General features: G+C 49.1%; 20 protein-coding genes, 1 riboswitch and 1 other annotated feature. Of the genes, 5 read left to right on the top strand and 15 right to left on the bottom strand.

Translation table 11 applies throughout. From position 1 onward, the window contains the following. Nucleotides 1-134 precede the first annotated feature (134 nt). On the bottom strand, nt 135-2,402 hold the full coding sequence (gene clpA / locus ACF8PK_RS05040; RefSeq protein ID WP_014204897.1) for an ATP-dependent Clp protease ATP-binding subunit ClpA: 2,268 nt from the start codon (nt 2,400-2,402) through the stop codon (nt 135-137). A gap of 40 nt (nt 2,403-2,442) precedes the next feature. Then, nucleotides 2,443-2,763, bottom strand: coding sequence for an ATP-dependent Clp protease adapter ClpS (clpS, locus tag ACF8PK_RS05035; protein ID WP_038151016.1), 321 nt, complete (start codon nt 2,761-2,763; stop codon nt 2,443-2,445). A gap of 531 nt (nt 2,764-3,294) precedes the next feature. Here clpS and cspD point away from each other — a divergent pair. Continuing rightward, nucleotides 3,295-3,516, top strand: coding sequence for a cold shock domain-containing protein CspD (gene cspD / locus ACF8PK_RS05030; RefSeq protein WP_004725408.1), 222 nt, complete (start codon nt 3,295-3,297; stop codon nt 3,514-3,516). A gap of 137 nt (nt 3,517-3,653) precedes the next feature. Here cspD and ACF8PK_RS05025 read toward each other — a convergent pair whose 3' ends face one another. Both ACF8PK_RS05025 and ACF8PK_RS05020 read right to left on the bottom strand, forming a co-directional pair. Further along, entirely contained in the window at nt 3,654-5,600 is a 1,947-nt protein-coding gene (locus ACF8PK_RS05025; RefSeq protein ID WP_392440351.1) for an FAD-dependent oxidoreductase, read from the bottom strand. A gap of 13 nt (nt 5,601-5,613) precedes the next feature. Beyond that, nucleotides 5,614-6,888 (bottom strand): OFA family MFS transporter, encoded by a 1,275-nt coding sequence (locus ACF8PK_RS05020; RefSeq protein WP_154180138.1) that lies wholly within the window; start codon nt 6,886-6,888, stop codon nt 5,614-5,616. 198 nt (nt 6,889-7,086) lie between these two features. On the opposite strand from ACF8PK_RS05020, the gene ACF8PK_RS05015 reads away from it, so the two are divergent. Then, nucleotides 7,087-7,653 carry a PadR family transcriptional regulator gene (locus ACF8PK_RS05015; RefSeq protein ID WP_004725401.1) on the top strand — a complete coding sequence of 189 codons (567 nt, stop codon included), beginning with the start codon at nt 7,087-7,089 and terminating at the stop codon, nt 7,651-7,653. 154 nt (nt 7,654-7,807) lie between these two features. Here the strand turns inward: ACF8PK_RS05015 and ACF8PK_RS05010 are convergent, their stop codons facing one another. Next, nucleotides 7,808-10,036, bottom strand: coding sequence for an NADP-dependent isocitrate dehydrogenase (locus ACF8PK_RS05010; RefSeq protein ID WP_392440348.1), 2,229 nt, complete (start codon nt 10,034-10,036; stop codon nt 7,808-7,810). 308 nt (nt 10,037-10,344) lie between these two features. Here ACF8PK_RS05010 and ACF8PK_RS05005 point away from each other — a divergent pair, with 308 nt between their 5' ends. Beyond that, nucleotides 10,345-11,037 (top strand): pseudouridine synthase, encoded by a 693-nt coding sequence (locus ACF8PK_RS05005; protein WP_206752278.1) that lies wholly within the window; start codon nt 10,345-10,347, stop codon nt 11,035-11,037. Between the two features lie 49 nt (nt 11,038-11,086). Here ACF8PK_RS05005 and hisIE read toward each other — a convergent pair whose 3' ends face one another. Genes hisIE through hisG form a run of 8 tightly spaced genes read right to left on the bottom strand, consistent with a single transcriptional unit; the run spans nt 11,087 to nt 18,231 of the window. Beyond that, a complete protein-coding gene (hisIE, locus tag ACF8PK_RS05000) occupies nt 11,087-11,716 on the bottom strand; it encodes a bifunctional phosphoribosyl-AMP cyclohydrolase/phosphoribosyl-ATP diphosphatase HisIE (RefSeq protein ID WP_392440346.1) in 630 nt (209 codons plus the stop codon). Further along, nucleotides 11,713-12,486: an imidazole glycerol phosphate synthase subunit HisF gene (hisF, locus tag ACF8PK_RS04995; protein WP_004725394.1), complete on the bottom strand. Its 774-nt coding sequence runs from the start codon at nt 12,484-12,486 to the stop codon at nt 11,713-11,715. The genes hisIE and hisF overlap by 4 nt, the downstream gene beginning before the upstream one ends. After that, a complete protein-coding gene (gene hisA, locus ACF8PK_RS04990) occupies nt 12,468-13,205 on the bottom strand; it encodes a 1-(5-phosphoribosyl)-5-[(5-phosphoribosylamino)methylideneamino]imidazole-4-carboxamide isomerase (RefSeq protein WP_004725392.1) in 738 nt (245 codons plus the stop codon). The genes hisF and hisA overlap by 19 nt, the downstream gene beginning before the upstream one ends. Nucleotides 13,206-13,253: 48 nt before the next feature. Further along, on the bottom strand, nt 13,254-13,865 hold the full coding sequence (gene hisH / locus ACF8PK_RS04985) for an imidazole glycerol phosphate synthase subunit HisH (RefSeq protein ID WP_392440343.1): 612 nt from the start codon (nt 13,863-13,865) through the stop codon (nt 13,254-13,256). After that, complete coding sequence (hisB, locus tag ACF8PK_RS04980) at nt 13,865-14,938, bottom strand: bifunctional histidinol-phosphatase/imidazoleglycerol-phosphate dehydratase HisB (RefSeq protein ID WP_055466173.1); 1,074 nt, start codon at nt 14,936-14,938, stop codon at nt 13,865-13,867. The genes hisH and hisB overlap by 1 nt, the downstream gene beginning before the upstream one ends. Nucleotides 14,939-14,990: 52 nt before the next feature. Next, nucleotides 14,991-16,031: a histidinol-phosphate transaminase gene (gene hisC, locus ACF8PK_RS04975; protein ID WP_004725387.1), complete on the bottom strand. Its 1,041-nt coding sequence runs from the start codon at nt 16,029-16,031 to the stop codon at nt 14,991-14,993. Nucleotides 16,032-16,036: 5 nt separating this feature from the next. Beyond that, nucleotides 16,037-17,329 carry a histidinol dehydrogenase gene (gene hisD / locus ACF8PK_RS04970; protein WP_154180145.1) on the bottom strand — a complete coding sequence of 431 codons (1,293 nt, stop codon included), beginning with the start codon at nt 17,327-17,329 and terminating at the stop codon, nt 16,037-16,039. Nucleotides 17,330-17,334: 5 nt separating this feature from the next. Next, nucleotides 17,335-18,231, bottom strand: a complete 897-nt coding sequence (gene hisG, locus ACF8PK_RS04965) for an ATP phosphoribosyltransferase (RefSeq protein WP_004725383.1) — start codon at nt 18,229-18,231, stop codon at nt 17,335-17,337. Between the two features lie 54 nt (nt 18,232-18,285). After that, nucleotides 18,286-18,423 (bottom strand) — a sequence feature (His leader region). Nucleotides 18,424-18,807: 384 nt separating this feature from the next. On the opposite strand from hisG, the gene ACF8PK_RS04960 reads away from it, so the two are divergent. Beyond that, the gene (locus ACF8PK_RS04960) at nt 18,808-19,749 is read left to right on the top strand and encodes a sigma-54-dependent Fis family transcriptional regulator (protein ID WP_208549964.1); all 942 of its coding nucleotides are present in this window, start codon (nt 18,808-18,810) and stop codon (nt 19,747-19,749) included. 42 nt (nt 19,750-19,791) lie between these two features. Here ACF8PK_RS04960 and ACF8PK_RS04955 read toward each other — a convergent pair whose 3' ends face one another. Further along, a complete protein-coding gene (locus tag ACF8PK_RS04955; RefSeq protein ID WP_392440340.1) occupies nt 19,792-21,387 on the bottom strand; it encodes a Na+/H+ antiporter NhaC family protein in 1,596 nt (531 codons plus the stop codon). A 111-nt stretch (nt 21,388-21,498) separates the two neighbouring features. Continuing rightward, nucleotides 21,499-21,681, bottom strand: a riboswitch (Lysine riboswitch). A gap of 410 nt (nt 21,682-22,091) precedes the next feature. Between ACF8PK_RS04955 and ACF8PK_RS04950 the strand changes: the two genes are divergently transcribed. Further along, nucleotides 22,092-22,496, top strand: coding sequence for an H-NS family nucleoid-associated regulatory protein (locus tag ACF8PK_RS04950; RefSeq protein WP_004725377.1), 405 nt, complete (start codon nt 22,092-22,094; stop codon nt 22,494-22,496). A 287-nt stretch (nt 22,497-22,783) separates the two neighbouring features. On the opposite strand, the gene ACF8PK_RS04945 is transcribed toward ACF8PK_RS04950, so the two are convergent. Next, nucleotides 22,784-24,088 carry an inosine/guanosine kinase gene (locus ACF8PK_RS04945; protein ID WP_004725375.1) on the bottom strand — a complete coding sequence of 435 codons (1,305 nt, stop codon included), beginning with the start codon at nt 24,086-24,088 and terminating at the stop codon, nt 22,784-22,786. Nucleotides 24,089-24,379 lie beyond the last annotated feature (291 nt).

Genomic DNA, 24,379 nt, shown 5'->3' with positions numbered 1-24,379 from the left:
CGAATGCAACAAAAACGGAGCTATAAGCTCCGTTTTTGTTGCCTAAGAGACAGAACGACAAAGAAAAAGCGCACTACAAAGAGTGCGCTTTTTTATGGATGATGATTGAACCTAAGCGAAATGCTTTCGCACCATCAGTGAACCACTTCTTCTTTGGTTCCCATGTACTCAAAGGTCAGTTGGTCATCGTTCAGATTCACCTTCACCGTGCCCCCATCAACCAGTGAGCCAAACAGCAGCTCATTCGCCAACGGTTTCTTCAATTGTTCCTGAATCACACGTCCCATTGGACGGGCGCCCATGTCACGGTCATAACCTCTGACCGCCAACCAGTGACGAGCGTCTTCCGAGACTTCCAGAGACACGCCGCGCGCATCCAACTGGACTTGAAGCTCGACGATGAACTTGTCAACCACCTGATGAATCACACGTTCGTCCAGTGCGTTAAACCAGATGATGTGGTCAAGGCGGTTACGGAACTCAGGTGTGAACACTTTCTTGATTTCCGCCATCGCATCATGGCTGTGATCCTGTTGAATCATACCAATGGATTTCTTCACAGTTTCCGCCACACCCGCGTTGGTGGTCATCACCAAAATGACATTACGGAAGTCGGCTTTACGACCGTTGTTATCCGTTAGCGTGCCGTTGTCCATGACCTGCAATAGCAAGTTGAAGATATCCGGATGCGCTTTCTCAATCTCATCTAGCAATACCACCGAATGAGGATGCTTGATCACCGCATCAGTCAACAGGCCGCCTTGGTCAAAACCTACGTAGCCCGGAGGCGCACCAATCAAACGGCTGACCGAATGACGTTCACCGTATTCCGACATGTCAAAGCGCAGCAGCTCAATGCCCAGCAGTTTCGACAGCTGCACAGTGACTTCGGTTTTACCCACACCCGTTGGACCAGCAAACAAGAATGACCCCACCGGACGATTATCCGAGCCCAATCCTGCACGAGTCAGTTTGATGGATTCAGACAGCACATCAATGGCATTGTCTTGTCCAAACACCAGCATCTTCATTTTCTGATCAAGATTTTTCAGAATATCTTTATCCGAAGAAGAGACTGATTTTTCGGGAATACGCGCCATTTTAGCCACCATGGCCTCGATATCCGCCACTCCGACGGTTTTCTTACGGCGACTCGCTGGCAGCAAGCGAACTCGCGCGCCCGCTTCGTCAATCACGTCAATCGCTTTATCAGGCAGATGACGTTCGTTGATGTATTTCGCCGACAATTCCACCGCAGCACGCAGTGCTTCTTTGGTGTAACGCACATCATGGTGCGCTTCGTATTTCGGTTTCAGCCCCATCAGAATCTTCGTGGTGTCATCAAGTGATGGTTCCACAATGTCGATTTTTTGGAAGCGGCGAGATAGCGCACGCTCTTTTTCAAAAATGTTGCTGTATTCCTGATACGTGGTCGACCCAATACAACGCAACTTACCACTGCTCAGCAACGGTTTGATGAGGTTCGCCGCATCGACTTGCCCGCCAGAAGCGGCACCCGCACCAATGATGGTGTGGATTTCATCAATGAACAGAATGGCGTCTTTTTCTTTCTCAAGCTGTTTCAAAATCGATTTGAAACGTTTTTCAAAATCACCGCGGTACTTGGTGCCTGCCAGCAGCGAACCGATGTCCAGCGAGTAAATCACGCTGTCTTGAATCACTTCCGGTACTTGGCCTTCCACGATTCGCCATGCAAGGCCTTCCGCGATGGCCGTTTTACCGACACCCGCCTCACCCACTAACAGCGGGTTATTTTTACGGCGGCGACACAGCACTTGAATGGTTCGTTCCAGCTCTTTATCACGACCAATCAGCGGGTCGATCTGACCTTGTTTCGCCAAATTGTTCAAGTTGGTCGCAAAGCTTTCCAAACGTTCGTCAGCGCTGATCTCTTCACCGCTCTCCGTACCGAATGAATCCGGTGATGATTCATCGCCAGAGCTCGATGCTTTGGTGATGCCGTGTGAAATGTAGTTCACGATATCCAAACGACTGATGTCGTTTTTCTTCAGCAAGTATGCTGCGTGAGATTCCTGTTCACTGAAAATCGCCACCAGCACGTTTGCACCAGTCACTTCACTGCGGCCAGAAGACTGAACATGGAACACCGCACGCTGAAGCACACGCTGGAAACTCAACGTTGGTTGGGTTTCACGTGTTTCATCGTTTTCAGGAATCAGGGGGGTTGTTTGATCGATAAACGTGTCAAGTTCACGACGGAGTATGTCGATGTCTGCCTGACAGGCCAGTAATGCTTCCTTCGCTGCATCGTTTTCCAGCAATGCAAGTAGGAGGTGCTCGACGGTCATAAATTCATGTCTTTTGTCTCGCGCTCGAGCGAACGCGCCGTTTAGACTCGACTCTAGTTCTTTGTTAAGCATAAGGCCTCCTTAAGGAACAACCACATTGTCGTTGCAAGTATTAAGCTCGCTCCATGGTACACAGAAGTGGATGCTCATTTTCCCTTGAGTACATTGTCACCTGTGCGACTTTCGTCTCTGCAACCTCTGCAGTAAATGTGCCACAAATTGCTTTCCCTTCGTAATGCACCTTCAGCATCACTTGAGTCGCTCGTTCTATATCCATCGAGAAAAAACGCTCCAGGATTTCGATAACAAAGTCCATCGGTGTGTAATCATCGTTGTTTAACACTACGTTATACATCGCCGGTGGCTTAATTGCTGTTTCTTCTCGCTCCAGTAAATCTGAGCCTGGAGTCACCCATTCAAAGTTTCTACTCATGACGGCCGTGTTTCAGACTGTTTCTCATACAAATTAGACATTTCAGTCTCTTCTATCAGCACGGTTTCATAACCTAACATGCTGTCAGTTCAGGTGAAAAACAACCCTTACTAAGAGACTAATGCAGCAATTGTATCGCTGCAAATAAAACATTGCTATCCGGGCTCATCACACAAGCGAACGTTTAAAAATCCGCCATCATTATGCAAACCCATTCACAATATGCATCGCTATTTGCAAATGTCATCTTTATCAAAATGCGACGATAGCAACGCGAAAGTTAACGAAGTTGCAATTAAACGATGGGAACGTCAGTTAGAGAGACAACAATAGTGATTTACTTATAAAACTCCGTACCTTTATACGTTTTTCCTATTGACTGTGTTCAATCATTGACTACATTGGTCAATTAGTGACTAAAAATTTGGCAGCGGCTGAATGGCTATTCACGATTGAGAAAACGCCAAGATGGAAAATAGTGAGGGTTTTCTTCAACAACATCAGTAAATAAATGCATGAGGGATGTATAGCATGGCTACAGGTACAGTAAAATGGTTCAACAACGCCAAAGGATTTGGGTTTATTTGTCCGGAAGGTGAAGATGGAGACATTTTTGCGCACTACTCAACGATCAAAATGGATGGCTACCGCACGTTGAAGGCGGGTCAGCAAGTGTCGTATGAGGTTGAACAAGGACCGAAAGGCTACCACGCAAGCAGCGTCGTACCGATTGAAGGTCAATTAGCAAAATAATCGCTGCCAATTGTTGTAAATAAAAAACGGTATTTGTACCGGAGTAACATGAGCCAACCCCCATTCGTCAAGTGGTCACTTTTCGTCAATTGGGTGTTGGCTCTTTGTTTTTGAATGAAACGCGAGGCGATCGTGCGTTAAATATCTAACGCAGCATGATGCCCTTGGTAAATCGCGGTTGTAATGGTTGAGACTTTCACGCAGTCGCCCACTTGCGCTACCAGCGGTGCGCAATCCCACAATTCATCCACACTCGCACGGCGAGAACGCTGACCTAGCGCGCAGATCACGCTGGACCCATCGATATGCACGGTTTCGCCATCCGCATTTTCACACACCACACCATCAGCACGCACTTCAACGGCTTTGTGATTTTTCAACACAGTAATGCCAGATTTTTCAATTTCAGCCAGCAACAACGGACGATGACGGATATTCGCATCAGGTGACAACTCGCTGTTCATTTCAATCAATGTCACGTTATTGTGTTCACGCGCTAAGTGAATTGCAGCTTCACACCCCGCCAAGCCACCACCGAGCACGATCACGTCGTGACTGATGTCGTTGACGTGATGATGGTAGTCATTAATCAGCACAGCGTTCTCTTTCAATCCACTGATCGGTGGCATAAACGGTGCGGAACCGACCGCCAGAATAATGTGATCGGGTTGAATCGCATCAGCATAGGCTTTATCCACCATGGTGTTCAAACGAATGTCGACGCCGGCGTCTTCACACAGTTTGCCCAACGTAACACCCAGCTGGTACATCTCGTATTTGAAAGAAATGGCCTGTTCACCAATCAAGATGCCGCCCACTTCATCGCCCTTTTCACACAAAATAACGTCATGACCGCGTTTCGCTGCGGTTAGCGCGGCTTGCAGACCCGCAGGACCACCACCAACCACCAGCACTTTTTTCTTCGTTGCCGCTGGAACAATTTCCAATCCATCCAACTCACGACCGATAATTGGGTTCACGGTACAACGACGCGTCGCGGTTTGCGCGCGCTCGGCCATGCAAGTGAAACAACGCAGACAGCGCACAATGCGGTCATCTTGGTTAGTGATCACTTTCTTCGGCAATTCTGGGTCCGCCAACAGCGCTCGTGCCATTTCCACGATATCCGCTTTGCCGGAAGCGATGATCTCTTCCATTTGTGCTGGATCGTTCAAACCACCAATCGTTGCCACAGGCACAGACACCTGTTGTTTGATGGCTTCCGCCAGATACACGTTGCTGCCGTGTGGCAAGAACATGGATGGGTGAGTCACGCCAAAGCCACGTTGATACGTGCCTGCAGACACGTGTAGCAAATCGATACGACTTTCAATCAGCTTGGCAATTTCGATCCCTTCCGCTAAGTCGTAGCCCCCCTCAAATAGCTCTGAACCACTTAAGCGAAACTCAATAGGGAAACCCGGACCAACCGCCTTACGCACGCTGTCTAACACTTCTTGTGCAAAACGCACGCGGTTTTCGATGCTACCGCCGTATTTGTCGGTACGTTTGTTAAAGTAAGGCGACAGGAACTGGTTGATCAACCAACCATGGCCACCATGCACCATCACCATTTCAAAACCTGCGCGTTTGGCGAGTGCAGCTTTTTCGCCGTAGGCCGCAACGATGTCGTCAATCAGCGCTTGTGTCAGCTCTCGCACTTCACGACCATCAGGACGTGTAGTGTTACTTGGCCCCCATTGGCACAAGCCTTCCTTTTTGCTCTTGTCGGTGAGGTACGTCCCCGCGTATTGGCCGGAGTGAGACAGCTCCACGCTGGCAATCGCGCCATGGCGACGAATTGCATCCGCTGTGTATGTAAAGCTGGCAAGCGATCCCGGTGTTTGTAAATCTAGGTGGTACATGTGCGAGCCTTCGGTCTCTGGATGAACCACCAATTCACTCACGGTGACACTCGACACGCCACCTTTGGCTCGGTTTTCATAAAACTTGGTTGATGCCGGGCCAATGGTGCAATCTGCAGTGATGTCGGTGCCGCCCATTGGCGCACCAAACATGCGGTTTCTAAAGTACACGTTACCAATTTTGATGGGTTTGCTGAGGTGTGGAAATTTTCTTTTCATAGCGATATGCCCGTTACAAATTTTTTGGATGCGCTTGCACAGCAAGCTTTTGATTTGAAGCTTGGTTCACCATGCGAAACACGAAAGATAGAATCAGACCAAGAACACTAAATGCGATACCAATTAAGAAGGCGTGGTCAAAGCTGTGGGTGGCGTTAAAGACGCTACGCATGATGGTTGGGCCACAGAAACCTGCGACAGCAAACCCGGTAAACATAATCCCAAAGTTCACGCTGTTGTTTTTGGGCCCAAATTGATCGGCAGTCAGGCCAGGGAAAACGCCCATAAAAGAGCCAAAACAGATTCCCACGATCGATAATCCGATGTAGAACTCTGTCACATCACCTTGGCCGGCGATGTACAGCAGATACAGGCCAATGATGGAAAGTAAACAGGTCAACGCTAAGGTATTGAGTCGGCCAATGCGGTCAGACAACACGCCAGCCAGCACGCGACCAGACACGTTGAAGAACGCCAAGGTCGAGACCGCGCCAGTCGCTGCTGCGACATCCATCCCAATCATGTTTTGTGCCATGGGGTAAGCCAGCGGTATGCACATCAATCCGGCAACTGCACCAGACATCAATAAGCAGATCAGCACGTAGAAAGTTGGCGAGGCCAGCATCTCTTTCCAATCTTTGTTGACAATCGCAGGGGCACCCGCTGTGTGTTTTGGCGCCCAACCCGCCGGTTTGAATCCATCGGGACATTTGGTGATCACTAACCCGCTGGCACAGACAATCACCGTAAATACGGCACCAATGATTTTGAATGCGGCAATGACGCCGAACGAAGAAATGATGACCGCGGCAATGGGTGGAATGATGACGGAACTGACGCCAAACAATGCGGTGGTTAAACCGCCCACAAGACCACGATGATCAGGGAAGAATTTGATGCTGGTGCTGATGGTTGCCCCGTACACCATGCCGAGTCCTAACCCGGTGACAATGCCATAACTCCACACCAAATGATTGAGTTGTGTGGCATAACCCGACAGGAACATGCCGCCGCCAAACAACAACCCACCGATGAAAATCACCAGTTTCGGGCCAAATGTGTCGTTAATTTTGCCGCCAGAAATCATGGTAATGGGGCCGACAGAGTTACACACAATAAACACAATGGCTAAGTCTGTCCCGGTTAACGTGATGCCATTGAGCGCCCCCAAGTATTGCGCCATGGGCGTTGAAAACACGCTCCATGCGTACATCGATCCAACGCATAAATTAATAAAACAGCAGGCCACTAAAATAGCCCAACGTTTTTGAGTATAGGCTTCGGTCATAACGCCTTCCCCTGAATCCTGCCGCATCGGTACATGTTCATTCACCCCTCTAATTTCTCTTCAAATTCATATTTATTCGAAAACATGTCAATATTGACATGTTTTCATTGACTCATTCTTTGTTCGAAATCAGGTTTATTGTTCGATTTTGGGCGCTTTGATATGATTTGATGAAAATTGATCGACGAGAACGTACGAATGAGACTACTCAAATATGCCATTCTGGGGTTATTAAACCGTCATTCGATGACCGGATATGACATAGCAAAAGAGTTCAATTACGAATTAGCGGAGTTTTGGCACGCCAACCACAGCCAGATTTATACCGAGCTGAAGAAGCTGCATCAGGAAAAATTGGTGACGTTTGATATTGAGATCAGCGGCGATATTTTAGAGAAAAAATCCTACACCATTACTGAAGAAGGTCGGGATCAGCTCATTCGCTGGTTGCACAAAGATGAAATGATGGGGAAAACCGCGAAGGATGTGTTTCGCGTCCGGATGTATTTTTCCAATAACATCGATTTGACTAGCCGCGTTAAATTGCTCGAAAGCCAAAAGATGCAACACACCAAGCGCCTCAATGCGTTGAAAAAAACCTTGGAGCAATACCCGGATGTTCCGGCTCTCGACAGCGATCGATTTGGTGACTTCATCATTCTGGAAAACGCTATTATGCGCGAAGAGATGACCCTCGAATGGCTTAATAAAGTCATCGGGTATTGCGATTCAACCCCAGCGCCGCAATCCGCCGATGAAAACTAAGATGGAGACGATGAGGGTAATGAAGATGATGAAGATGAAATAGCGCCGAAAACACGCGCTTCCGCGCCCTCTCCTTTGCGCAAAAACTGACATAAAAAAACGGCCCATCTCAGGGCCGTTTTTATTGCTCGATCGAGTCGACGAGAAACGAGACTTACGCGCGATCCACGATGTGGTTTAGCGTAGTACTCGGGCGCATCAGTGGCGCCACTTTCTCAAAGACTGGCAGGTAATACCCACCCAAATCACCCGCAACGCCTTGCGCGCTATTCAATTCAGCAACGATTGTCGCTTCGTTGGTTTTCAGCTGTTGCGCGATTGGGGCAAATTCCGCAGCCAGATCCGCATCAGCCGTCTGCTCTGCCAGAGCTTCCGCCCAGTACATCGCGAGATAGAAGTGACTGCCACGGTTGTCCAGTTCACCCACTTTACGTGATGGTGACTTGTTGGTATCAAGGAATTTGCCCGTTGCTTTGTCCAATGCGTCCGCCAGAACCTGTGCTTTCGCATTGCCAGTCGCCACGCTCAGGTGCTCCAGAGAAGCAGCCAGAGCTAGGAATTCACCCAGTGAGTCCCAACGCAGGTGGTTTTCTTTCTGAACTTGTTGAACGTGTTTTGGAGCCGAGCCGCCTGCGCCAGTCTCAAACAGACCACCACCATTCATCAGTGGCACGATAGACAGCATTTTCGCTGACGTACCCAGTTCCAGAATTGGGAACAAGTCAGTCAGGTAGTCACGCAGTACGTTACCTGTTACGGAGATCGTGTCCAGACCTTGCTTGATACGAACCAGTGAGAACTTCGTCGCTTCAACCGGAGACAGGATCTTGATGTCCAAACCAGCTGTGTCGTGCTCAGGCAGGTACTGGTTCACTTTCTTGATCAGCTCTGCATCGTGCGCACGCGCTTCGTCCAGCCAGAAGACCGCTGGCGCGCCAGATGCGCGAGCGCGAGTCACCGCCAATTTCACCCAATCTTGGATTGGCGCATCTTTCACCTGACACATACGGAAGATGTCGCCTGCTTCCACAACTTGCTCAAGCAGAACATTGCCTTCAGCATCGACAACACGCACAGCGCCGTCTGCATCAAGGATGAACGTTTTATCGTGTGAGCCGTACTCTTCCGCTTTCTGAGCCATTAGACCCACGTTCGGTACGCTGCCCATGGTGGTTGGGTCAAACGCGCCGTTCTCTTTACAGAATTCGATCACCGCTTGGTAAACGCCTGAGTAACAACGATCGGGGATCATCGCTTTCGTATCTTTCTGTTTACCGTCTGGGCCCCACATTTGACCAGAAGAACGAATCATCGCAGGCATAGACGCATCAACGATAATGTCACTTGGGACATGCAGGTTGGTGATGCCACGGTCAGAATCAACCATCGCCAGTGGTGGTTGAGTGTTGTAAACCGCTTGAATCGCCGCTTCAATTTCAGTGCGCTGCGCTTCTGGCAGAGTCTGAATTTTCGCGTACACATCGCCCAAGCCGTTGTTCACGTCAACGCCCAGCTCTTCAAATACTTTACCGTATTTCGCAAACACGTCTTTGTAGTACACCTTCACCGCGTGACCAAAAATCACTGGATCAGACACTTTCATCATGGTCGCTTTCATGTGCAGCGACAGCAGAACGTTCTGCGCTTTCGCATCCGCAATTTCTTTTTCAAAGAATTCAACCAGTGCTTTTTTGCTGAGCACGCTGGTGTCGATGATTTCTTTGTCTTGCAGGGCAAATGGTTTCTTCAGCACTTTGGTTGAGCCATCGTTGCCAACAAACTCAATTGAAACTTGCGTTGCACCGCTCAGCGTCACCGATTTCTCGCTGCCAAAGAAGTCTTTATCTTCCATGCTTGAAACGTGTGATTGAGAGTCTTTGGACCATGCGCCCATTGAGTGTGGGTTTTTCTTCGCATAGTTCTTCACTGATGCTGGCGCGCGACGGTCAGAGTTTCCTTCACGCAGCACTGGGTTTACGGCGCTACCTTTAATTTTGTCGTACGTTGCTTTGATCGCTTCTTCTTCGTACGTGCTTGGTTCTTCAGGGTAGTTAGGTAGCGCGTAGCCTTTCTCTTGCAGTTCTTTGATCGCAGCTTTCAGCTGAGGAATCGAGGCAGAAATGTTTGGCAGTTTGATGATGTTTGCTTCTGGCGTCTGAGCCAATTCGCCCAGTTCAGCCAGTGCGTCACCAATGCGTTGTTCTTCTTTCAAATGCTCAGGGAAGTTGGCCAGAATGCGGCCTGCTAGTGAAATGTCACGCGTGTCAACGTTGATGCCTGACGATGCCGTGAAAGACTGAATGATTGGCAGCAATGAATACGTAGCCAGTGCCGGTGCTTCGTCAGTAATAGTGTAGATAATTGTAGGTTTTTCTGTAGGCATGAACTTTCCCTATGTGTTCTAACAGCACCATTGGATGAAACGGCACTGTGTGAATGTCCGTACTCAAGTAAGTATTACATCCTCAAACTTGCGCACGATAATCCCACTCTTTCAAGTCTCAGGTCGAACGACATTCATTGTGTTCGGTTTAGTCCGTGAGTGAAGGTAGTTATAATTAAACAAAAGCAAGATAATAGTCTATCATCTTGTTCGTTAATCCTGTTTTCGGGCGCGCAAATGATAGCCCAAAATCGTTCGCCAGAAAACTTTCAAACACAACTCATTCACATTTTTGCAAGGTACTTAACATGTCATCCCGCTCACCGCGAGCTGCATCCTCTTCTCCTCGTCCAGCAGGCAAACCTCATTTTAAACGGGCAAAACGCCCAAGTTCTGCACGCTCAACTCAGCCTACATCCGCGTCGCGTTCACGGACTGACAAACCGAGAGTGTCACCTCAAGAACGTCAAGTGGTGATTTTTAACAAGCCCTTCGACACGCTGAGTCAGTTTACCGACGGGGATGGACGTAAAACGCTGGCCGATTTCATTCCAGTCAAAGATGTGTATGCCGCCGGCCGCCTCGATCGCGACAGTGAAGGCCTGATGGTGTTGACCAACGATGGCATTTTGCAAGCCAAGCTGACCCAGCCGCAGTCCAAATCACCCAAAACCTATTGGGTGCAAGTGGAAGGCGCGCCTCAGGAAGCCGATCTCGACAAGCTCAGAAACGGCGTGGAATTGAAAGATGGCCTGACCCTGCCTGCCATCGTTGAAATCATGCCAGAACCCGAGGTGTGGGAACGTCATCCACCGGTGCGCTTTCGCGCGGCTATTCCGACCACCTGGCTCGCCATTACGATTATCGAAGGGCGCAACCGCCAAGTACGCCGTATGACGGCCAATATTGGCTTCCCGACCCTGCGTCTGATTCGTTATTCAATGGGTGACATTGTTTTGGGCGATCTGCAGCCCGGAGAATGGAAACACATTGAGATTTAATGTCCAACGTCTCATAAAAAAACGCCCCAATTCGGGGCGTTTTTTGTGTTTACTTGTGACGTTCTTTGAGCTTATCAATCACATCGCTCATCGATAACCCTTGGTCTTGTAGTAAAACCAACAGGTGATAGATCAAATCCGCCGATTCGCAAATCAACTCCGCCTTATCGCCCGACGTCGCCGCAAGCGCAACTTCAACGCCTTCTTCGCCCACTTTCTGCGAAATGCGTTTGGTGCCACGCGCATAAAGGCTAGCGGTGTAAGAGGATTCTGGATCGGCACTCTTGCGGGCAGCCAGTAGCTGCTCAAGTTGATGAAGCCACACCATTTGCGACTCCTCTTGTGCGTCACCATCCCAGCACGTCGTTGTCCCCGTGTGACACGTTGGGCCAATTGGATTCACTTTGACCAGCAACGTATCTTGGTCGCAATCAAGCGCGATGTTTTTTAGTTCAAGTACATTGCCCGATGTCTCGCCTTTGGTCCAAAGACGTTGCTTAGTGCGCGAGAAAAACGTCACTTGATTGGTTTCTATCGTTTTCGCCAGCGCATCTTGGTTCATGTAGCCCATCATCAACACTTGGCTGGATGAGAAATCTTGAACGATCGCCGGCACCAGACCATCGACCTTGTCCCAATTAATGCGGTCTGAGAGCGCTGTCATTACTGCTTGGCTCATCCTCTTACCTCGATCTGTTGTTGTTTTAGATAGTGTTTGAGTTCACCGATATTGATGATTTGCTTGTGAAATACCGATGCCGCTAGCGCGCCGTCGACATTCGCCAACTTGAACGCGTCAGCAAAGTGTTCCATCGCGCCCGCACCGCCCGAAGCAATCAGCGGCACTTTACAGACTGCACGCACCATATTGAGCTGCTCTAAATCGTAGCCATTTCGCACGCCATCTTGGTTCATCATATTCAGCACGATTTCACCTGCACCACGCTTTTGCACTTCTTGCACCCAATCTTTGGTTTCCCATTGGGTGGCTTTGGTGCGCGCTTCATCACCGGTAAACTGGTAAACCTGATATTTGCCCGTCTCTTTGTCGTAATAGGAATCGATGCCGACGACGATACATTGAACGCCAAATTTATCCGCTAAATCAGTGATGAGCTGCGGATTGGCCAGCGCGGGTGAGTTGATGGAGACTTTGTCAGCACCAAACTCCAGAATGCGCGCCGCGTCATCTGCGGATTTAATGCCACCCGCCACGCAGAACGGAATATCGATCACTTCTGCAACGCGAGCCACCCAGCTCTTATCCACGACTCGGCCATCGCTTGATGCGGTGATATCGTAAAACACCAGCTCATCAGCGCCTTCTTCTGCGTAACGTTTTGCCAGCGGTACGATGTCACCGATGATTTCGTGGTTACGAAACTGAACGCCCTTCACCACTTGCCCATCACGAACATCAAGACACGGAATTATGCGTTTTGCCAACATGCGAATGCCTCCTCAGCGGTGAATTTGCCATCCAGCAACGCGCGGCCAACAATAACGCCTGCCACGCCAGTGTCTTTCAGCGCTTCGATATCCGCTAAGCTGCCAATGCCACCAGATGACTGGAATTGCACTTGTGGGTACTGCTTGCACAAGTCGACATACAAGTCCACGTTGGAACCGGCCAACGTGCCGTCGCGTGAAATATCGGTACACAGAACATGTTTGAGCCCAACGGTCAGGTAGTCCTCAATCAGCGCTTCAATGGTCACGCCTGAATCTTCCTGCCAACCGGAGATAGCGACTCGGCGGACACCGCTATCGTCGATGTTGATGTCGAGTGCGAGCACGATTTTCTCCGCGCCATATTTGCTCATCCAGCCTTTCACCAGTTCCGGCTGTTTGACCGCTGTGGAGCCGACAACCACCCGTTGCGCACCTGCTTCCAGCAGGTCAATCACATCTTGTTCGCTGCGCACACCGCCGCCGATTTGAATATTGGCTGGCGTACTCGCCAAGAGCTTGGCAATTAAGTCCAGCTGGCGCGCAGAGGTGTCTTTCGCACCCGTTAAATCCACCAAGTGCAGCCAGTTCGCCCCCGCTTGGTGATACAGGTTGAACTGCGCTGCCGGGTCTACTTTGTATTCGGTCACTTGGCCATAATCGCCTTGATAAAGGCGGACGACCTGACCTTCAATTAAATCTAATGCGGGAATGATCATTCTAAATCCTTATGCCGGCCTGACGACAGGGTCGTCAGGCGCCAATCCTTACAGTTCCAAAAAGTTTCGAATCAGTTGAGAGCCAGCTTTTGATGAACGTTCTGGGTGAAACTGCACACCGTAGTAGTTGCCGTTTTGAATCGCAGCGCTGAAGGGCTGACCGTATTCACATTGCGCAATGGTGTAATCGCCAACCGGCATGGCAAAGCTGTGAACGAAGTAAAAATACTCGCCCGCTTCGATGTCTTTAAACAGCGGATTACCAGCGTTGGCCGACACGGTATTCCACCCCATGTGCGGCAGCGGCAAATCACCAGTTTGCATCAGGCGCACTTCGCCACTGACAAGACCAAGACAGTCGACAATCTCATCGGCTTTCTGGCCTTTTTCTTCCGACAGTCTGCCCATCAGCTGCATGCCAAGGCAAATCCCCAGCATCGGTTTTTCAACTTTCTTGACCAGCTCAATCAGGTTGCGCTGCTCTAGGTTTTTCATCGCTTCGCTGGCCGTACCGACGCCGGGAAGGAACAGTTTGTCTGCCGCGAGTACCACTTCTGGGTCTTTCGAAATCGACACGTCGTAGCCCAAACGTTCAATGGCAAACTTCACTGAAGAGACATTGGCACAACCGGTATCAATAATGACAACTTTCTGGTTCATTACAGCACCCCTTTACTGCTCGGCAGTTCATTGCCCTGCACCTGAATCGCTTGGCGCAGCGTGCGGCCAAAGGCTTTAAACAAGCTTTCGATGATGTGGTGATCGTTCTCACCCGCCGACGACAGGTGCAGCGTACACGCCAGCGTGTCGGTTAAAGAGCGGAAGAAGTGATACACCATTTCCGTCGACAGATCGCCCACTTGCGGGCGGCTGAAATCTGCGTCGAACTTCAGATACGGGCGCCCCGATAAATCCAGCGCACATTGCGCCAAACATTCATCCATTGGCAAGGTGAAGCCAAAGCGACCGATGCCGCGTTTGTCACCCAGTGCTTCTTTCAGAGCCTGACCCAGCGCCAATGCAGTATCTTCTACCGTGTGGTGGTCGTCGATGTGCAAATCGCCCACGACTTTCAGTTTGAGTTGGAAACCGCCATGGGTTGCGATTTGATCCAGCATGTGGTCAAAGAAACCCAAACCTGTCTCGATTTGGTTGCCGCCGGTTTCATCCAAATTCACCGCGACCAGAATATCGGTCTCTTTGGTTTTACGAACTACTTCTGCTGTGCGCGCTTTGACGGTCAGATCTTTCACAATCTCGCGCCAGTCCATGGTTTGCGGATGATATTGAATGCCGCGAATCGCCATGTTTTCTGCCAGTTGCAGATCGGTCATGCGATCGCCAATCACCACGGAGTGTTTGAAATCGACTTTGCCGCCTTGCAGATACGCTTTCACCATGCCCAATTTAGGTTTGCGGCATGAACAGTTGTCTTTTTCAAAGTGTGGGCAGATCAGCACGTCATCAAATTTCACGCCCTGAGATTCGAAAATCTCCATCATCATGTTATGGGGCGCATCGAAGTCTTCTTGTGGGTAGCTGTCGGTCCCCAAACCGTCTTGATTGGTCACCATGACCAAACGGTAGCCCGCATCCTGCAGCGTCAAAAGACTCGGAATCACGTACGGTTCAAGTTTGAGTTTGTCTAAACGGTCAACTTGAAAATCGACTGGCGGCTCAACAATTAAGGTGCCATCACGGTCGATAAAAAGAATTTTCTGTTGGTTGCTCACGGGAATGTCCTTTTCTTAAGGCAGCGGCTAGCGCTGCCTGTCATCACAGTAATTACTGGTAATAGTTACGAATAAACGCGACGGTTTTCTCGCACTCTTCGCGGTTGCCCACAGAAACTCGTACGCAGTTTTCAATCGGTGAATTACGCAAAATAATGCCGTGTTCCCACGCCGCTTTGAACAACGCATCGCCATCTGGGAATTTCACCAATAAGTAGTTGCCCCAACCTTCAAACACTTGCAGCCCTTCAATCATCTGCAAACCGACTTGAAGATAGGCGCGGTTGGCATTGAGATCCAACACTTGGAACTTCGCTCGTGCCAAACCGGCTTCAGACAACGCTTGTACCGCAATGTCTGCCACCGGCACCGGCACGGGATAAGGGGCAATCACTTTCAGCAAAACGTTGATGAGATCGTCGTTTGCCAGCGTGAAACCACAGCGCAATCCTGCCAGCGCAAACGCTTTCGACAGCGTGCGCAAAATCGCCAAGTTTGAATATTTTGCCAGTAAGTCAACGGTGGACGCCTCTGGGCAGAAGTCGATGTACGCTTCATCCATCACCACAATGGCGCGGTCTTTGGTCATCTCCAATAACGCGATGATATCTTCGCGTTTCACCAGATTTCCGGTGGGGTTGTTTGGGCTGCACACAAACACCAGCTTTACGTTGTCGAGATTGGCTTCAATGCTTGGTAGATCCAATTGCCAATCTTGGGTGAGTGGCACTTTTTTGCGTTCGACCCCAAAGGTTTCCGCACTGATGGCGTACATGCCATACGTCGGCGGGCAGAACAGAATCGCGTCTTCATTTGGCTCACAGAACGCGCGAATTAAGAGTTCAATCCCTTCGTCCGCACCACGTGAAGTCAACACTTGCTCCGGTTGCACACCGGCATAGCTAGCATACGCTTGAATCAGCGCTTTGGGCTGGCAATCGCTGTAACGATTCAGGCGAGTAAAGTCCGTTTTGTATTCATTATCAAACGGTGATTCATTGGCATTCAACCACACATCACCACTGCCACCGATACGGCGGGCAGACAGATAAGGCGTCAGTCCTTGAACTTGTTTACGTGCGAGTTTTTCCATGATGATTAAGCCTTCTGTAACTTTTCAACCCGAATGGTCACCGCACGTTTGTGCGCATCCAGACCTTCGGCGTTCGCCATTGCCACAACGGTTGGCGCCAAGGTTTGTAGCCCTTCTGCGCTCAGCTCTTGCACCGTCATTCGCTTGCTAAAATCTGCTAATCCTAAGCTGGAATAGGTACGGGTGTACCCATACGTCGGCAGCACGTGGTTGGTGCCGGACGCGTAATCCCCCACCGATTCTGGCGACCAGTCGCCCAAAAAGATGGATCCTGCATTATCGAGCAGTGGCACTAATTCACGTGGATTTTTGGTTTGCACAATCAGGTGCTCAGGCCCGTAATAGTTCGAAATCGCGACAGCCTGCGTTAACGACTCAGCAATGATGATTAAGCTTGATGCTAGTGCTTTCTCAGCGATACCGGAACGTGATAGCGCTTTCAGCTGTTTTTGCACTGCGTCGGTGACTTGGTCTGCAATCACCGGTGATGGTGTCACTAACACCACTTGAGAATCCGGGCCGTGTTCTGCTTGGCTGAGCAAATCTGCGGCAATAAAATCTGGGTCCGCAGTGTCGTCAGCAATGACCAGCACTTCTGACGGGCCAGCTGGCATATCAATCGCTGCGCCACGAAAGTCGTTACTCACCTGACGTTTAGCTTCGGTGACGTAAGCGTTACCCGGGCCGAAAATTTTATCCACTTTCGCCACGGTTTCCGTGCCGTACGCCATCGCAGCAATCGCCTGACCACCGCCAACGTTATACACTTCATCAATCTTACACAGCTTCGCCACATACAGAATTTCATCAGCAATCGGCGGCGGCGAGCACAAAACCACTTGGCGACAGCCCGCAATTTGCGCAGGAACACCCAACATCAACACCGTCGATGGCAGTGGCGCACTGCCACCGGGAATATAAAGCCCCACTTTATTGATCGCGCGCGTGACTTGCTCACACACCACACCCGGCATCGTTTCAACTTTGATCGGCTGCGGTTTCTGCGCTTTGTGGAATTTTGCGATGTTGGTGTAAGCCTGCTCTAGCGCTTGCTTCATCTCGTCGCTCAACCGTGCAGACGCCGCATCAATTTCGTCTTGAGTGACACGAATCGATTCTGGCGTCACGCGGTCAAACTTCGCCGTTAATGCCAATAACGCGGCATCGCCTTCAGCGCGGACTTTCGCAATCACTTCCGATACCGCCGCAGTAATATTGGCACCCTCTGCAATCGCTGGACGCTCCAGAATGGAGTCTTGCTGTGTCTCACTCAATGATTGCCAAACAACAGTTCTCATGGCGATTACTCCATAATCTTTTCGATCGGTAGAACAAGAATAGAACTCGCGCCCAATGCCTTCAGTTGTTCCATGGTTTCCCAGAACAAGTTTTCTGAGCTCACCATGTGCACGGCCACTTTGGTCTTATCCGCAGAAAGCGGCAGAACCGTTGGGTCTTCAGCGCCCGGCAGCAGTGATTTCACTTGTGCCAATTTATCCACTGGTGCGTGCAGCATGATGTATTTAGATTCTTTTGCTTGTTGGACACCTTGCATACGTGCCAGTAGTTTGCCAATCAGGGCCACTTTATCCGCTGCAAAATCGCCGCCGCGTTGAATCAAAACCGCTTTTGATTGATAAATCACTTCAACTTCTTTCAGGCCATTGGCTTCCAGCGTTGCCCCGGTAGAAACCAAGTCAGCAATCGCATCCGCCAAGCCCGCGCGCGGCGCCACTTCTACTGAACCGGTGAGCATACAGGTGGTGAAATCAATGCCTTGTTCGTCCATGTAGGCTTTTAGCAGTTGGGGATACGTGGTTGCGATGCGCTTACCGCGCAAATCTTGAGGGCCGTTGTAACGTTCTTCTTTATCGATCGCGATGGAGAGACGGCAGCCGCCAAAGTCCATACGACGCAGCGACACAAACTCACTGGCTTGATTCAGCGCCACACGGTCAAGACGTGCTTCTTCCAACACGTTCTCGCCGACAAAGCCTAGATCAACAACGCCATCCATGATCAAACCTGGAATGTCATCATCACGAACCAGCAACAGGTCAATTGGCATATTTAGTGAATGAACCACCAATCGTTCACCCATGATATTGAATTTCACACCACATTTTTTCAAAAGCTCCTGACACTCTTTACTCAGGCGACCTTTCTTTTGAACTGCGATTCTTAGGCGTTGTGTCTGCATTACATTCTTCCTTTGCAAATTATTGAATTTATTTCAGATTTATGAAAACCAAATAGTAAAAAACCCTCGAGAGATTGGTCTCCCGAGGGTCTGAAATCTTAAAATACTTTTCATGTAACCACCGGGAGAGTCCTGCCTCCCGGGTATGCGTACATCTCCCGAAAGACAACTTAGGGATGATGGTGATGATGAATGTTCATGACAAAATTACGCATACTTAACAACTTTTCGTTGGTTAACTGGATTGCTTTCAACACTAACGAAGCTGACGAAAATTTGCAACCGCTAATTTAATTTTTTTTCACCTTTTGTTTTCGTAGCCCAACGCCCGTGTATTCGGGCATTCACAATCATGACTCAGCGCACCAATCCGGCCTCTCTTTTGCCTGCTGATCTCCCCTCACACATCGTGTTGATATCCGCGGCGAACGCTAAAAAACCAACATGCACAGTGATGAATTTCACATAAAAATGCGCCATCCGCATGACGTTCTTAAAAATAAGACAACTCAATTCCCCCAACGGGTTTGTGAACCGCTACGGTTAAAGAGTCATTCTGTTGCCTTGGTATACCTCGTGAACCCTCAAGCCGATTCTGTTGACACCTCGGCCTTCCACACGCTGGAGTTAATTGGCGAAAGTTCCAGCATGGCCGACGTCCGTCACAAGATAGTCAAATACGCAAGCAGCGACGCTGAAGTGCTCATTCAAGGAGAAACCGGGGTCGGCAAAGGGCTATGCGCCAAACTGATTCATCAGCTCTCCTCACGACGAGAATCCCCCTTTATTGAAGTCAACTGTGGCTCGATTGCCAGCGGCCTGATTGCCTCAGAATTATTCGGCCACCAAAAAGGCGCCTTCACGGGCGCAATCGCCGATCACGTCGGTTATATTCAGCGCTCGAATCAAGGGACGCTGTTTCTCGACGAAATTGGTGATATGCCCACCGACCTGCAAATTCATCTGTTGCACTTTCTCGAGTCGAAAAAGATGCAGCGTTTGGGCTCCGACAGCAGCGTCAGCGTCAACTGCCGAATTATTGCAGCCAGCCACGTCGACTTAAAACAAGACATTATTCAGGGCGGATTTCGGGAAGATTTGTATTATCGCCTCAATATTTTACCGCTATTTATTCCCCCGCTTCGCGAACGAAAAACCGATATTCCGGGGTATGCTCACTACTTTCTCAACGTGTTGAGTGACGGTAAAAGGAAGCACTTAACCAAACCTGTGTTGGATTATCTCAGTCGCCACTCATGGCCCGGTAACGTACGTGAGCTGCGCAACGTGATTCAGCGAGCCATCATTATGTGTGGCGACAAAAATATAGCCATTGCCGACCTCGGGTTGGAGCTGGCGGATCGGCAAATGCTTCCCGCCTTTGACACCATCGATTCAGATTATTTGTTGCAGGTGATTGGCGAGCATAAACATAACATGAGTGCGGCAGCCCGTTATTTGGGTATTTCCCGTACCACCTTATATCGATTGCTCAAAAAGTACGATTTGCAGAAATAAAAAAGCCCCGCCGAAGCGGAGCTTTGTCAATCAATCAAGGCGTTAAGCTGTTTCGCACTTTGACATCTTCGCTTTTGACAAGCTGATGAAAGCAAAACATACCGCAATAAAGGCCGCCGTAGCCGCGGCAAATGACAGCGCCAAAGAGTCCGTCATACCTAGGACCACGAAACCAATCGCGGATACGCCCGCAACCGCCAAAGAGTATGGCAGCTGTGTCGATACGTGATCAATGTGGCAACAACGCGCACCGGTAGAAGACAGGATCGTTGTGTCTGAGATAGGTGAACAGTGGTCGCCAAATACAGAACCAGCCAGTACAGCACTCAGCATGGGTAACATCAGCGCAATATCGGTCGCACCGGCCATGTCACCAGCGATTGGCAGCATGATGCCGAAGGTGCCCCAAGAGGTACCGGTTGAGAACGCCATAATCCCTGACAGTGCAAAGAGGATGACAGGTAACCAGTGCGGGTTAATACTGCCCTGCACCAACGACGAAAGGTATGCGCCCGTTTTCATGTCACCAATCACGGCACCGATCGTCCACGCGAAGACCAGAATCAGAATCGCGCCAAACATGGATTTTGCGCCAACCCACAATGTTTTTGCAATTTCTGTCATCGCAATGCGTTGTTTCAGTACGGTATAAAGCGCCACCGCCAAGCCAACCAGACCACCGTAAATCAGTGATGTACCCACGTCGGTATTTTCAAATGCACCCAGCAGGTTAAACGCAATGCCGTCATCAGCCAGCGATTGACCACCGGTGTAGAGCATCGCGCCAATGGTTGCGACAATCAACAAGACGATCGGCAGGATCAAGTCCGACACTTTGCCGTGCTCGCTTTCGCGTATATCCAACTCTTCATTGAGATCGTGAGCCACTTCTGAATCGTTGTCGCCATCAAAGCCACGGCCTTGAGACGCGTTGATTTCATGTTGACGCATTGGACCAATGTCCATTTGGAACCACACAACCGCAAACACCATCAACAAGGCGAAAATAGCGTAGAAGTTCATCGGAACCAAACGCAGGTACGCGCCCAGTGGTGAGTAATCCGTAATACCGTGTGACACCAAAATGCCACCGATAATGGTCATAATATAGGCACCCCAGCTAGACGCTGGCATCACCACGCACATTGGCGCAGCCGTTGAATCCAGAATGTAAGCCAGTTTCGCACGGGAGACATAGAAGCGATCCGTCACAGGACGGGCAATCGAACCCACGGCGAGGCTATTAAAGTAATCGTCAACAAAGATGAATACGCCAAGAAAAGCAGCCAGCAGCTTCGAGCCACGTTTGCTCTTCACGCGAACTTGCGCCCATTCGGCAAAAGCACGCGTACCGCCCGATAGCGTCAGCAGCGCGGTCATCATGCCCAGGAGCAATAGGAAGCCAACGATACTCATGTTCCACGTGTTCAGGCCACCGTCTTCAATAAAGACATTCGACACTTTGGTGCCGACGTAGCTTAATGCGCTACCCACAGAGTAATCGGCAAGAAGTAATGCACCAAGTAAAATACCGACACCCAAGGATACCAATACTTTGCGGGTAATAATCGCTAGGCTAAGAGCCACCAACGGCGGCAAGATAGACAAAGGAGAGGAAGCAAAATCAATTAAATTCATGATCTTCAAAAACCAGTAATAAATGGCTAGAGATCTACTGCAGACAAACCACGCAACGCAGTACGCAATTTATGTTGAACTAAGCGAAAGGGAAGCGAACACTTCACCCAACCCTACAGTAGCGCTCCATAGTTTAACAAAATATAGACTATGGCAGTGTTGGCGCTATTCGCGAACAACCCCAGCCAGCCGCTTTGATGTGCAAACTGACTTCGGCGATATAGCCTTTCTTCATGGTTCATTGGCATCACCCCAACCATGAATACTATTCGATACCGCGCCTCTACATCGAAAGTAGGACAATACGCTACGGCTGACTGCAATCAGCTGATGCCCACGTCGTACTTCGCATTAGGTGCGAGCTATTGTACTTATCGAGATTGTCAATGCAACATATCCTGTTACTTTAATTCGCCGACACAAGGTCACACTGAAGAGGTAGGCATTGATACTCATTTCATATAACTATGCAATAAATATCACGAACACCATATATAAAGACACACCAAACATGCATCAATTTAACCAAACGACCAATAAAACCATAATTAACTTATGGATGAATTCGTCACACAATAATAACCAATGTCATTTAATTCGCTTATATTGAATATTTTCAATATTATTTCACTTTCAATGTTGCCAGAATAAATTACTGGGTTTAGTATTGAACTGTTAATTATTCTATTTTATAGGAAACGGTAATGTCGGAAGTTACGAAAACTCTGTTGAATATTCGCAGCCTACGTGCTTATGCTCGCGAATTGACTCTGGAGCAGCTAGAAGAAGCTCTGGATAAATTAACAATCGTTGTTCAAGAACGTAAAGAATCTGAAGAAGAAGAGCGTGCAGAACGCGAAGCGCAAGAAGCTAAATTAGCAGCGATCGCGGAACAAATTGCAAAAGACGGCATTGACGTTGATGCATTGATTACTGCCCTTGCTGGCGAAACAAAAACAAAAGTAAAAGGCAAACGCGCGCCTCGTCCTGCGAAATACAAATACATGGACAACGGTGTAGAGAAAACTTGGACTGGTCAAGGTCGTACACCTTCTGTTATCCAGAAAGCACTGGATGAAGGCAAATCTCTTGAAGAGTTCGCGCTATAACGCATGTTAAGCAAACGAATGAAAAAAGGCTCCGAAAGGAGCCTTTTTTATTAACCGCAGAAATAAATAACCGTGGATGTTGTAGCAAATCGATATACTCCCAATTGATGATCATCTCATTGTGTATACTGACTTACATGTTGCATTATTCTGACACATTTCTACATTTTCTATATGTAAATTTCTACATCAACAAATTTCAACGCATAGCATACGCTAATTATTACCAATCATTGACCGATAAAAAAACGCCACCCTTTGGAGTGACGTTTTTAAATAACAACTGATTAGCGTTCCCAGTAGGCTTCTTCCAAGCTGTCTTCCCGCTCAGGCAAACCACGCGACAAACGTGGTGAATGTTGAACCAATACCTCATAACTCACGCGGTTTGAATATTTACAAACCTGAGAAAATGAAGAATAAGTTAGAAACTCGTGCTGGTGTTTACTGGAATTCGGTACGTTTTCTTTGTGGTATTTATTCGCTGCCATATCGTGCAACAGTGCTGACAAAGCCGCATCGCCCGCACCATTGGTATTTTTGATCTTCTCAGGGCCCCCCATGTAAGGCGCAATATGAGAATACACACGCACGGGGTTGATGCAGCTCGCTTTGCTCGCCGGACGGCTAAATTCAAAACGGTTGAATTCTGGAATCGAGCCCGGTAGCAGCGGCAGAGAGGTTTCACGTTTCACGGTATCTTCAGTATACCCGGCCATGAACAGCCCCACAGGACCTGCAGTACACAACACCAAGTCCACCCAATCCAACGCTTTGTTCGACGCCGCCAGTGGGTCGCGCTCGCCGGTTAACGCTTCTGCTTCATCTTCGTTCATTGCGACAACCGTGACATGGTCACGCAGGAACTCCTGCCAGAAGGTTGGATCGTCTTGAATCACGAACTTGGTGCCTAAAGTCAGCACCACAGGCACATCGTATTTCTTGGCAAATTCGATCGCGCGCATGGTGGCATCCGGCATTGGGTCGCCAGCTTTGCAGCGTACTAAATAAGCAGTGATCACCAAAGCCGAAGCACTTTGGAAAATCTTCTCAGGAATATTTTCCGGGCTTAGCTGGTTCATCTGACCTTCGCTAATCGCAAATGTCCGTTCGCCATCTTCAGTGATCAATGCAAAACAGCGGCCAATGGCGCCGTCCACACCTTGCAGATAATTCAGATCCATACGGCTGGAGGTATTACACAGATAACGGTAACCGTAGCTGCCGATTTTAATGTCCTGACTCATCACCCCTAATAAGGTCGAACGGTCATCTGCCAGAACCGAATAGTTGTGCAGCGTGTTTCCGATGGTGCCACCGGCATATTCGTTAGTGATCAGTTTTTCAGACTTTAATTCGTTGTATAACGCTTCCGCGGCGTCATCATTAATGACCAGCGAATGTCCTTTACTCAAACCATAACGCTCAATCAAGTCGGTATCGACTTTCGCTTCAATATCTACCAAAGTTTGGTCGATACCAATAATATGAGTGCGCGACATCTTTTTGCTTTCTTGTGCTTGAATCACAAGAGGGTCACGCGCGTGTACAGGAAAATAGTGCTTTGATTTGCGTTGGCCAGGAAATTTCATAACGTCAATTTGGGCTTGGAATGAAAGGATGCGGGATTCTACCTTGCACCCTATACGGCGGCAACTCACACAATTATAGCAAACGATTGCAGAGCGGATATTTTTATCAGCGTGATAAATAAGAACGATTACATCATGCATCGTTATTAATATGGCCTCATTTGCCCTTTAGTTTTCGCCGTTGCAACATCGCATCATTTCAAGGTTCAGCATCCCCCTCACCTGTTTCGGTGATTTCTGCTAGACGGTTGTTGATTATTTCACCGCTGACGTAAACTCCAGCAAATAACA

This window comes from Vibrio sp. CJQ_6 (genome assembly GCF_043106745.1).
GTDB lineage: Bacteria > Pseudomonadota > Gammaproteobacteria > Enterobacterales > Vibrionaceae > Vibrio > Vibrio furnissii.
This window is presented reverse-complemented; position numbering and strand designations above follow the sequence as displayed.